Raw genomic sequence first — 12,131 nt, 5'->3', positions numbered from 1 at the left:
CGTCACTTCTGGATCAGCGTCAGCATATTGCCGGCGGGATCGCGGACCTGCCCTTTGCGGACCCAGCCATTGTCGGTCGCCGACATGACGATCATGCCGCCCAGCTCGCCTGCCTGCGCCAGTGCCGCATCCAGATCGTCCACCACTATCCCCAGCGCCGCTGACGGCTCCGGCGTCTCGACAATCGCACCACGCAGATTGGGGGTTGCGACCTGCGCATAGCCCGGCCCACGCGGCGTGATCTCCCAACCGAACAGGCCACCGTAGAAACCGATAAGCGCCGCCATATTGTCGCCCGCAATATCGAAATGCCCGATCGTCGCCATAGCCTGTGTCCTATTACAACCTCCCACGACGACCATATTATTTCGCGATACGACGAAATGCAAAGGTCTATTGTCGAAAGAGGTATCGCCCACCGTCACTACAAGATCGGAATACGGCCGCCTGTCGTCGCTCCCATCGCTCTCCCCACATGCCGGAAATCAGATGAAATCCGGTACGTCGGATTCTGACGTAACCTGCCCTCTCCGCATCAGCGTTAGAACGACGTGGGTTGGTCGCGAGCCGCGCCGGCCAAAGCCGTGACGGCCACCAACGACATATTTGCGCCGATGCTTTACCGCGTCTCCTTTAATATCAAAGTGCTGACCCGGCTCCATGGAGGCGAGGGATGGAACACTCGTCGATGGATCCTGCCTTTCACGAACTTCGCCCCTGAAACGAAGGCCGCGTCGTCGGCGCGAAACGCGCGCTCAAGCCGCAACAGGTCTGGGCTATCCGCTTCTGGCTAGTCAGCACCGGCGGCTTCGCGACCCGGCGCTTTTCGACTTCGCGATCGACAGCAAGCTGCGCGGTTGCGATGTGGTAAGATCCGGGTCGCACAGTCGACAAAAATGCACGGAATATTTGCCCTGCTCCCGTAACGCACCGCGTGACCGGGGCGTCGATCCCGCAGATGCCGCTGCGAGGAACCCGGGCATCGTCACCATCAATCCCCCCCCACCGGCGCTTGGCCTGCTAAGGCGCGGTTCGCACTTTCCACCGCCCGATATCGCCCCAGGTCGGCGCGCGCACGGGCGCGCTGCTCCCCGCCTTGAGTGCCGCATTGGTCGATCCGCCCGCCGTCTCGGGCGGATCGAACAGCTGGCAGGCAGGCAGTGTGGTCGGGTCGATGCCGCTCACCTCCGCCCAGATGTCGGGCGACGGTTGGGTCGCGGCAAAGCTGGTATAATTCTGGCTAACGAACGGCGCGTTGGCGGGCGCGAGCGGATAGCCTGAAAAATAGAAGGATTGCGGCATGACCTCGCCTTTGACGTTGGCCTGGAAGCCATAGCCGAACAGGATCCCGCCATCGGCGGTGCGATCCGGGCTCGCGCCGACCTGCATCACATAGCCGTTCTGCGCGCTGACCCAGAAGGAATAGCCCTGCCCGCCCGGCCCGATCCGCGCGCTGTCCGCAGCGCTGTAGGGAAGATGCGAGACGAAGTCGCGCCGCGGCGGATGGTTGAGCGGCGAGAACAGGCAGAGCTTGGGCATCCATGTCGGCCGCCCCTCGCCCGCGACGAAATAGGCGGTGTCGCCAAGCGAGATGAACTTGCAGGAGAAATGGTTGTCGAGCGGGAAGATCGGCAGGCAATATTGGTCGTACCGCTCCTCCATAGCGCCTTCGCCCGATTTCCCCCGCCAGGTCGAATCGTACAGCGTCGCGCCGTACGAGGTCTGATAGGTCGCGCCCTGCGGCGGCTTGCCGGCATAAGGCGGCGGGTATTTCGAGGCGTCGGGGCCGTAGACGCGGTACATCGTCCAGTTCGACTGCCAATAGACCGGCCAGAGCGGATTGGGCGGATTCCCGGGTGCGCGCGGATAGACGCAGTTCGGCGTCTGACACGGGCTGACATCGGCCGGGTTGTGCGTGCCATAGGTCTGGTAGACCTGCGCCATTGCTGGATTAGCCATCATCATGCCGACACCAGAAAGTATCAACAGTGGCCGGATTGTGATCATGATCTCACCCTCTCCGTCGAGTCGAGCGCGACGTTTGTGCTCTACTGCGATAGATACTGCGCAATATGCCTCACAATCAATATTGCTTGTCGATAATTTCTGATATGTAATCGGTCGTCCGAGTAGGTCTCATATAGACTACTCCATCCATTTGGTTTGATGGAGATATGGTCGCGTGTTCTAGAAAACTCCACTATGGATCTATTGCCCGTCCATTCTGGAGACACTCGAATTTTCGGCACCAGAGCAGGGGGGATAGGGGAACCATGATCAAGCTTCTCTGGAAGGAACCCGACAGCGTCGCCGACGTGCAGGCGCTGGTACAGGGTGCCATCGACATCGAGTTCTCGACGCTGCCGCCCTATCTTTACGCGTCGCTCACCATCCTGCCCGATACCAATGCGCCGGCGAAGTCGCGGCTGCAGTCGGTGATCCTGCAGGAAATGATCCACATGTGCCTGGCGTGCAACATTATGAACGCGATCGGCGGCACGGTGGTGATCACGCCGCCGCACTATCCCGGCTCGCTTCCGCATGACGTAGGCGGGAGCCTGATCGTCCACCTCTATCCCTTCTCCGAAGCGGCGATGGCGCAGGGCATGGCGATCGAGGCGCCGCTCGAGCCGATCGACCCCCGCATCCTCCGGGCGACCCCGGGCGACAAGCAAGTGACGATCGGCGAATATTACGAGCGACTGAAGGCAGCGCTGGCGGCGCTGCCAGACTCGGCCTGGACACCCGACCGCAACCAGATCGACGACGCGCAATTCTTCCAGGGGCAGATCTTCGCGGTCAACACTTGCGCGGATGCCTGCGACGCGATCGACCAGATCGTCTCGGAGGGCGAAGGCACGCCCAAGACGCCGAAGAACCAGGGCAGTCCGCTCGATTTCCAGAACATGCTCGCGCATTACTACCGCTTCTGGGAGATGCAGCGGAATCAGGTTCTCGAAAAGGACATCTCGGCCGAGCAGAACGACTCCGGCTATAAATGGGGCGGCCCGCTCGGCGTCGACTGGAGCGCGGCGTATCCCGCGATCGCCGATCCCGAAACGTATGATTTCAGCGCCGAGTCCGAGGCGGTCCAGATCGCCCAGGCTAAATGCAACGCGGCCTATAGCGCGATGGTGAGGGCGCTCAGCGCAGCGTTCGGCGGCGCGGTCGGCCAGCTCGGCGTCGCGGTCCGCGCGATGTTCGACCTGCGCATGGCGGCGATCCAGGCGCTCAACACGCCGCTCGCCAACGGCAAGGTCGCAGGGCCCGCCTTCCTGTATGAGCCGATCATCGCGGCCCAAACGCTCGTCCTGGGAGACGCGGCATGAGCATCCTCGAATTCCCCCGCATCTATTTCAGCGGCGAGATCAGCTGGGATCCGGTCACCACCAACAACAATACCTACCAGGCCTGGACCGCCAATTACGACGAGGTCGGGGCCGACCCGCAGCTCGACGGCAGTACGGTGCTGGCAGACCAGGTCGGCGCGTATCGCCAGGCCGCAATCGACCAGATTCCGGCACAGAACTGGAACCCGGCAGGCACCTATCGCTCGGTCTTCTACGATTGCTGCGTCTCGGGGGTGGATATCGGTGCCGGGCTCGATACGACCGATCCGTTCGTCAGCGCGCCGGTCAATTTCGCCGGCATGCTGATCGATGCCGAGCCCTATGGCCCCTATTCCTCGCAACTCTTCTTCGACTCGATCCATCTCGGCATCGATGGCGGCTGCCGGATCCTCGGCGCGCCGGTGCGCCGCTCGAGCGACCGCTACATCAACTTCTTCGCCAACCGCGCGAACGCGATGATCGCCGGCGTGGCATCGGTCCTGTGGCAGGCATGCTATGCCTGGGATCCGGCAACGCTCAAGATCGACGCCTATGATTCCCCCGCGCTGCAGGCGCTGCTCGGCTCCATGGCGGAGCCGGGGGTGAAGGGCGTGATGACGCGCTTCTGCACTTACCGGACGATCTATTATGACGATCTGAGCCTCGCCAGCGGCTCCCCGGAAGAGGTCGAGGCGCAGGCCAAAGCGCTGGTCGAGAAATTCGCGGCCGGCGGCTTCCAGCCCAATCCGGCGCGCAGCCTGCTGGTCGGCACCGCCGGCATCTGGCGCGACAGCGATCCGATTCACGAACCGGGCGATCGCACGCTGGTGACCACCAACGCAGCGGTCGCGATCGGCAATGGCCTGCCCCCGGTGCCGTTCGGGACCGCCTGGGCGCGGGTCGATGACGGCCGCATTGCGCTCGACCTTAGCAATGCCGTTCCGTGGAACACGACCGCCCCGGACAAGGCGAATGTCGGCGATCTAACGCTCTCGGCTGGCACCGTGCCGATCGCAACGCTCACGCCCGACCAATATGACCAAGCCGCCTATCTCGCGACCTCGGGGATCGTCGACGTGCCGCTCCCGGCCACCCAGATCGCGCTCGACCTCGGCGCCCTCACCCTCTCGGTCGAGATCGAGGGCACCCCTACCGCGTTGCTCGTCGAGCAGCCGCTGCGCGCGATCCCGCTCGAACCCAACCTGTATGTCGATCAGGGCGATCCCGCGCAGGGGCAGGCCCAGGTCTATGCCTGCGGTGTGCCTGCCGGGGCCGGCATCACCGTGACGATGACCGAGATCGGATCGACCGAGAACAACCCGCTGACCGCGACGACCGACGCCAACGGCCGCGTCAGCTTCCCGCTCAAGACCTCGGCCGCCACCGTTACCGGCCTGGTGTTCCAGCCCGGCAACAATCCTACGCTGCCAGTCACGCCGAACACCTTCAATCCGCAGGTCTTCACCTATATGTATTTGCGCGTCCTGCCCAACGATGATGGGCTCGCCAAGCTGGAGCCGAGCTGGGATAATGTCTACGCCAACGTCCTCGCCTATTGGGACGCGATCGCGCCGTGCATGGACAATTGGCTGCGGCTCGACGACGAGGCGCAGGTCCGCGCTTATGCCCCGCTCATCAAGAAGCTCACCGACCCGGGCTATTTCGAGCGCTTCCGCTACATGCCGGTATCGCGCGACCTGACGCGCGGCCAGCGGGCGTTGCTCTACAATTTCCTCAACGGCACCGCGCCGACCGCCAGGCTGACGGCAACCGCAGCGTCCGCGCCGGAGACCGAGGTCGCGCAGCCCGATTTCGCCGTGCTTGCCCGCGACATGCGCTGAGAGCGGCGAGCTTGAACCCCGCGACGCCGTTGGCGGTGCTTGCAGCGCTCCTCGCCATGCCTGCTGCGCAGGTGCAGGCGCAGACGCAGACGCAGGGATCCGATCCTGACGACAGTATCGTCGTGACCGCCTCGCGGACCGGGGCGGACGCGGGCGTCTCCGTCGCCGGACGCGAAGCGGTCGCACGCCGTCAGCCCGCCACGCTGCTCGACATCCTCGATGAGCTCCCCGGCGTGACCGCGTTCCAGACCGGGGGCCCCGCCGGTGGCAGCTTCCTGACGATCCGCGGCGGCGAGCCCAATTTCACCACGGTGCTGATCGACGGCGTCCGGCTCAACGATCCAACCAACAGCGCGGGCGGCGCGTTCGACTTCACACTGCTCGATCCGCTGGTTGTAGAACGGATCGAGGTCGCGCCAACCGCCGCCTCGGCGATCCATGGTTCGGACGCGCTTTCTGGCGTCGTGCAGATTATCACGCGCAATTCTGCCGCCGCGGGCCTGCACCCGGGCGGGCAAGGCTGGATCGACAGCCGCTATGGCGGCGCGGCCTCGACAAGCCTGGCGGCCGGCTGGAATAGCGGCGGGGTGATCGCCGCGGGCGGGCATTACGACAGCGGCGACGGCGACCCCGCCGGCACGCTGCGCCGCGACCAGCTGTTCGGCCATGCCCGCCAGACGGTCGGCAGCTTCCGCGTCGCGGTGATCGGCCTCTATGCGACCAAGCGCGGCACCGGCTTTCCCGAGGACAGCGGCGGTCCGCTGCTCGCGGTCGAGCGCAGCCCGGAACGAACCAGCGGTGACGTCAGCCTCGCGGCGGTCTCGGTCGGCCGTGATCCCGCCTTCAAGCTTCGCCCGAGCCTGTCGCTTGCCTGGTCGGTGCAGCATGGCGACAGCGCCATCCCTGCGATCGCGCCCGGTGTGCTCGATGGCGTCCCGGCCACGACCGCGCACGATCGCTTCGCCCGGCTCGAGGGCATCGCCACGCTCGCCGGCGATATCGGGCCTGCGACACTGTCCGTCGGCGGCGCGGTGCTGCGCGAGGACGGGCGCAGCACCGGCGCGCTCGATTTCGGCTTCCCGCTCCCGGTCACCTTCGCGCGGACGCGCGTGACGCATAGCGGCTTCGCCGAGGCGACGGTGCGCGGCCCCGCCGGGCTGACGCTAGATGGCGCGGTGCGCTACGACACGCTCCAGGGCGGAGACGGCCATTGGACGGGTCGCGGCGGCCTGCGTTGGCAGGTCGCGTCGAACGGCCCGCGCCTGTTCGCGCACATCGCCAGCGGCTACAAACGGCCGAGCCTATATGCGCTCGGGCACCCGCTGATCGGCAATCCGGCGCTGGCACCCGAGACCAGTCGCAGTATCGATGCCGGCGTCGAGATCCCGCTGCGGCGCGGGCAGGCCAGCGTCACCGTCTTCGACAATCGCTTCCGCAATCTGATCGATTTCGACGCCGCCGCGTTCCGCTTGGTCAATCGCGCCCGCGTCGGTGCGCGCGGTGTCGAGGGTGCGGTGTCGCTTGGCCTTGGCGGCGGCTGGTCGGTCGCCGGCGCTCTCACTTATCTGTCGCTCGACAGCGCGACGCCGCTGCGCGGCCGCCCCGAATGGAGCGGCAATCTGCGGCTGCTATGGGCCCGCGGTCCTTGGCGGGCCGACGCGACGCTGCGCGGCAACAGCGACGTCAATGACAGCGCCATCCCCACCGGTGCGCGGATCACACCTGGCCATCTCGAGGGTGACACCGGCTTGGCCTATCGAACGGGCGACAATGTTTCGGTGCGGCTGGCGTTGCGCAATATCGGCGACAATCGGAGCTGGAACGCGGTCGGCACCAACGCGCCTGGACGCAGCGTCCGGCTGTCGCTCCTGTGGGAATGAACGCCCCGCAGGCCCACACCAAATCAGGCCCCGCTCGGTTTCCGTCGCGCGTTGCCAGGCCTAGCTCTGCTGACAAGATCGCCTGGAAACCGTCAGAGTTGGCGTCACGGAACCTTTTTCCTCACATATCCCGTCGGCGGATCGCCCCGCCCCGGTGACGAAAAACGGACAGGCAGCCAGGCAACGCAGCTAAGCGGCATGAAGCAGCTCACGTCCGAAATGACCGTTTCTTTCCAGCGGACATTCGTTCCCCTTCAGATGGAGGTCGGATGAGCGTCAGCCAGTCGGCGGAGTTTTCAGCTCGCGGTGAACCTCAGCCCCCCCGGCCACGCCTGCTGCCTGTCGGTCTCCATTCATCCGGGGATCGCTGATCGACGCACGCCCCGTCTCGACGTGCCCAGCGAAGCGCTCGCTGTGCCCGGGGGCTTCCACCGTCAGATCATACCAATGTCCGTTGGCCGCGACCGCGACGCGATGCTCGGCGCGCTCGCCGCGCTTCGGGGCGATCTCGACCGTGCGCCCCGCATAGGCATCGCCGATCCGGATCGGGGTCGCGCCATGCTGGGTGATCGCGAGCACGACATGATCGGCCAAGCTGCGCACGTGGACCGTAAAGGCTGGCTCGCCGGTGCCGGAAAACGATCGGACGAAACCTGCAGGCCCCTGAACCTCCAAGGCATGCGCGGTGTCGAGCAAGGGCCACTCGTCCGACAATGACGCGCCCGCCGAAACGGTATAGCGGCGCGGTGCAAGGTGCGGACGCAGCCGGTCGCAGACGCTGAAGGCGGCGCCAGCTTTGCCCGCATTGACGAAGTCGAGCCGCACCGCCCCCGCGATCGACTTCAGATCGACCGATAGCGCATAGGGCAAGGGCCGCGCTTTCTTGCCGCCTGGCTCGACCGTCGGCATCGGCTGCGCCGCCGGCACGGTCGGCTTGGGCCGTTTGCCAACTACCGCTTTATAGGCATCGAAGCGCGCTTGATCGGGCAGTGCACTTCCCGCGCTGCGCAGGGCGAGCGCGCGCGGCACCGCCGCGCTCGGCGCGGTGAAATCGAATGCCGAGGTGAGATCGCCGCACACCGTCCGCCGCCATGCCGAGATGTTGGGCTCATGCACCCCGAAACGCGTCTCCAGAAAACGGATCACCGAGGTGTGATCGAACACCTCCGAGCATACGTAGCCGCCACGGCTCCACGGCGAGATGGCGAGCATCGGCACACGCATGCCGAGGCCATAGGGCTGTCCGCTGCGTGGGTCGCGCTCGTCATCGGTCGGTACGGTGCTCAGGCCCTGGTCGCGACCGAACGGTGCCACCGGAGGCGGCATGTGATCGAAAAAGCCGTCATTCTCGTCATACATGATCAGCAAGGCGGTCTTGCTCCACACCACCGGATTGGCGGTGAGCGCATCAAGGATCCGCGCGATATATTCAACGCCGAACGCCGGCGGCCATTTGGGGTGCTCGCAAAAGATGCGCGGCGGAACGATCCACGACACTTGCGCGAGCTTATCCTGCTCGACGTCGCGCTTAAGCTGGTCGAGCCGGCGCGGCTCCATCCCGCGATGGTAGAGCGGATCTCCAGGACGCGACTCCTGGAAGGCGGCAAAGGCGGCGAGTGTGTTCATCCCGCCATCGCTATTGTCGTCGCTCAGACGATCAGTACCCTGGCGATAGAGCTGCCAGGAAATGCCCGCATCCTGCAACCGCTCGGCATAGGTCTTCCAGCCGCGACCGAACGTCACGCCGTTGGGCAATTGCGTGATGTCGATATTGTCGGTCACCGGCCCGCCGCCGGTCGCGTGATGATCGACACTGCCGGTCATCAGGTAGAGCCGGTTGGGCGCGGTCGGCCCTTGTAGCGACGAATGATAAGCGTCGCAGACCGTGAAGGCGTCGGCCAGCGCGAAATGATAGGGGATGTCGTGACGGGTGAGATGCCCCATCGTCAGCCCGCCTTTGGCCGGGACCCAATTGTCGTAGCGTCCCTCGTTCCAGGCGGCATGGCCGCTCGCCCAATGATGGTCGAGGCTCTTCATTACCGAAAAGCTGGTCTTCTCGATGTCATACGCGAACGGTCCGACCGTGCGCCCCTTCCCGTCCGGCTGGCACCACACCGGCGCACCGCTGGGCAGCCGAAACGGGTTAGGATCGGCAAAGCCGCGCACTCCGGCCATGGTGCCGAAATAATGATCGAACGAGCGATTCTCCTGCATGAAGATCACGACATGCTCGACATCCTCGATCGTGCCGGTGCGGCGCGCAGCCGGCGTAGCGAGCGCACGCGCCAGTGCGGGGGCGAACAGTTGTGCGCCCACCAAAGTGCTGGCCGTGGCCTGGAGAAAGCCGCGCCGGCCCGTTTCGAAATCGCTCATGTCGTGCCTCAATCCCCATCAATATTTGAACTTGAAACCGCCAAAGAAGCTGCGACCGGCACCGACGCTATTGTAGATCGCGTTGGTCGCCCCGGTTGTCTGGATCGTGTAGCTGTCGGTGAGGTTGCGCGCCTCGAACGTCAGTTGGATGCCGCGCAGAACGCGGACATTCGCTTGCAAGTCGAGCGTATCGCTGCCCTTGATCCAGACATCGCCGACTGCGGTCGTTCCGAAGGTACCGGTGAAGGTCCCCCCGCGGGCACGCCAGTCGAGATTGATGTTCGCCGGCCCAGCCGTGTAGCTCACCCCGACATTGCCGAGCCATTTAGGCTGATTGCGCAATCCGCCAACGCCGCGGGTCGAACCATCGGTGAACACCACGTTCCATCGCCCGTCGAGATAGGTAAAGTTGCCGCGAAAGCCGAGTCCGTCAAATGGTGCCGGCAGGAAGGATAGCCGGCGCTTTACGACCGAAGCCTCGATTCCCGATACGCGCGCGCTGCCGGTGTTGAGCGGCATTTGCTGGGTGAGCACGACCAGGCCTGTCGCATCTAGGGTCTGGGTCTGCTCGGTGAAGGTCTCATGCGCGAGATCCTTGTGGAAGACCGCGAGCGAAACGAGCCCGTCGGGCAGATAATATTCCAGGCTGGCATCATAGTTGGTCGACACGCGCGGGTCGAGATTGGGGTTAGTCCCCTTGATCACGGGATTGCCATTGGTGTCTAGCGTCTGGGTCCGCCCAGGCGCGAAATCGGCAAAGTCGGGCCGACCGATCGTCTTGGTAACCGCCGCCTGCACCCGCAGGCGGCGGGTGACGTCATAGGTCGCCTGGATGTTGGGCATCCAATTGCCATAGCGATGGGTGCGCGCGGTCGGCGTTGCCACGCCGTTCACCACGTCGCCGGTGTGGACATCGTCGTGCGTGGCCTCATAGCGGACACCCGCGATCGCGCGAAACCCGCCACGGCTCCAATAGAGCGCGGCATGGCCGGCGATCACGTCTTCTACCAAGCGATAATCGGAGCTCAGCGCCGCATCGTAGGTCGCCGTGCCATTGGTCTTGAGATAGGACCAGAAGGCGTCCCAGTTCATCTTGACTGCGGCATTGTTCGCCATCGTCACGCCCGGCGTGATCACCTGCGAGAGCAGCAGCTTCGTCCCCTTGGGCAGCAGATAGTTGGACTGGTTCTGGTCATAGCTACGGTCGAGCCTTGTCCAGCTTCCCCCTGCGACGATACCGAACCCTCGCGCGGATGCGAAAGTGTTCTGGGCGAAATCCGCCTTGAGCGATGTTACCTTGTCATGAAGGTACTGGTCGCGGATGTAGGACGCGGTGGAATTGCGGTTCACCCAATTGGCGGGATCGTTATAGGCCGTCGCGTTGGTAACCGTGACGGTCGGCTCGTTGCCGTTGAGGTCATAATGGCCCGCCACGCCGCTCAATTGGAACGTCTCGGGGTAGCGGGTAATGATCGTGTTAGTAAAGTCGGTATAATTGCCGCGCAGCGTCAGCACACCGGAGTCGCTCAGCCGGTAATCGAGCCCGCTGCCCATTACCTTTGCCTTGCGCTTGATGTAATAATCATATTCTTTGGTCTGGCCGATTGCGCCAGTAAAATCAGCCGAGCCGTCGTTAAAGTTGGTGGTACGACCGTTTGTATTGTAGACATAGACTGCGGCGCGATCGAGATACTGCCGCCGGGAATCATCGAACAAATTGCCGGAAATGAACGCGTAAAGCCGGTCGCTCGCTTGCGCCTCGAGCTTGGCGTACAGCGCGTTATTGGTATCGATTTTGTCGTAAATGCTATTGTTGTAGATATTCGAGGAAGCGACTTGGTCCTCGCCGTTGACCTGGGCATAGGTATCGACGCCGCCATAGGTGTCTGCGTTGCGCATGCGTTGCGAGTTAAAGCCCAGCACGATGCCGAACCGATGATCCGCGCCAAAGGTGGCCTTGCCTGCGCCATAGAAGCGCGTCGAGAGACCCGAGTTAACAACGCTGTCCTGCTCATAGCCGCCGACGCGGCCACCCAGCGAGAGATACGGCCGATCGCCGCCGTCGAACGCGCGCAACGTGCGCATCGAGATGCGGCCGCCGACCGAATTGCCGTCCTGATCGGGGGTCACGGTCTTGTGGACGCTGGTTTCCTTGACGATCGCGGCGGGAAACATCCCCATCTGCGCGCCGCGATTGTTCTGGCTGCTGAACCAGATCGGATTTCCGTCGATATCCATGCTGTTGTAGCGCGAATCGAAGCCGCGGATCGAGACATATCCGGCATCGCTGGTGCCGTAGAATTTGTCCGAACTCACCCCCACGACGCGGTCCAGCGCCTCGGGCAAGGTCGTGTCGGTGCTGTTTTCGATTTGGCTCGCCGTGGTCGAATCGACAATCCCCGCCGCCGCCCGCTTAATCTGTTCGCCAGTCGTCTCGGTCGACCGGCGACCGACCACGACCACGGTCCCGCTATCGGCGGCGTCCTCGCCCGGGCTTGACTGAGCCGTCGCGGGCGCACTCGCCAGAAAGCCGGCGAGCCCCAGCGCAATCGATGCGACCGAGCCGCGCGTTCGTATATCCAAGCCCATCACGATACCCCCCAAAGAAATGTGCCGACCGCATGCAGCGTCAGCCCCTCCTATTGGCGCTTCGTGACATTTATATTTAAGTTGCATCACTTAATTTAAATGATCGGGTTGAAAGGTGC

7 protein-coding genes and 1 pseudogene are annotated in these 12,131 nt (G+C 64.1%); 4 read left to right on the top strand and 4 right to left on the bottom strand.

Going from position 1 to position 12,131, the window contains the following annotated elements; translation table 11 throughout:
• Positions 1 to 2: 2 nt before the first annotated feature.
• Positions 3 to 326 (bottom strand): VOC family protein, encoded by a 324-nt coding sequence (locus H4W01_RS07120; RefSeq protein ID WP_209610456.1) that lies wholly within the window; start codon positions 324 to 326, stop codon positions 3 to 5.
• Between the two features lie 395 nt (positions 327 to 721).
• Here H4W01_RS07120 and H4W01_RS22810 point away from each other — a divergent pair.
• Positions 722 to 873 (top strand): annotated as a pseudogene (locus H4W01_RS22810) (tyrosine-type recombinase/integrase); the annotation flags it as partial.
• A gap of 147 nt (positions 874 to 1,020) precedes the next feature.
• On the opposite strand, the gene H4W01_RS07115 reads toward H4W01_RS22810, so the two are convergent.
• Positions 1,021 to 2,007 (bottom strand): hypothetical protein, encoded by a 987-nt coding sequence (locus H4W01_RS07115; protein WP_209610455.1) that lies wholly within the window; start codon positions 2,005 to 2,007, stop codon positions 1,021 to 1,023.
• A gap of 266 nt (positions 2,008 to 2,273) precedes the next feature.
• Here H4W01_RS07115 and H4W01_RS07110 point away from each other — a divergent pair, with 266 nt between their 5' ends.
• From H4W01_RS07110 to H4W01_RS07100, 3 genes are read left to right on the top strand one after another with little or no spacing between them, the layout of a single operon-like run.
• Entirely contained in the window at positions 2,274 to 3,329 is a 1,056-nt protein-coding gene (locus H4W01_RS07110) for a ferritin-like domain-containing protein (RefSeq protein ID WP_209610454.1), read from the top strand.
• Positions 3,326 to 5,170 (top strand): hypothetical protein, encoded by a 1,845-nt coding sequence (locus tag H4W01_RS07105; protein ID WP_209610453.1) that lies wholly within the window; start codon positions 3,326 to 3,328, stop codon positions 5,168 to 5,170. Before H4W01_RS07110 ends, H4W01_RS07105 begins: the two co-directional genes overlap by 4 nt.
• An 11-nt stretch (positions 5,171 to 5,181) precedes the next feature.
• Complete coding sequence (locus tag H4W01_RS07100) at positions 5,182 to 7,050, top strand: TonB-dependent receptor plug domain-containing protein (RefSeq protein ID WP_209610452.1); 1,869 nt, start codon at positions 5,182 to 5,184, stop codon at positions 7,048 to 7,050.
• Positions 7,051 to 7,326: 276 nt separating this feature from the next.
• Here the strand turns inward: H4W01_RS07100 and H4W01_RS07095 are convergent, their stop codons facing one another.
• Entirely contained in the window at positions 7,327 to 9,423 is a 2,097-nt protein-coding gene (locus tag H4W01_RS07095) for a phosphocholine-specific phospholipase C (RefSeq protein WP_209610451.1), read from the bottom strand.
• Positions 9,424 to 9,441: 18 nt separating this feature from the next.
• Entirely contained in the window at positions 9,442 to 12,012 is a 2,571-nt protein-coding gene (locus H4W01_RS07090) for a TonB-dependent receptor (protein WP_334685415.1), read from the bottom strand.
• Positions 12,013 to 12,131: the final 119 nt, after the last annotated feature.

This window comes from Sphingomonas sp. PL20, from assembly GCF_017875905.1.
Classification (GTDB): Bacteria; Pseudomonadota; Alphaproteobacteria; order Sphingomonadales; family Sphingomonadaceae; genus Sphingomonas; species Sphingomonas echinoides.
Note: the sequence above shows the minus strand (reverse complement) of the source record. Positions and strands in the feature narration are given on the sequence as shown.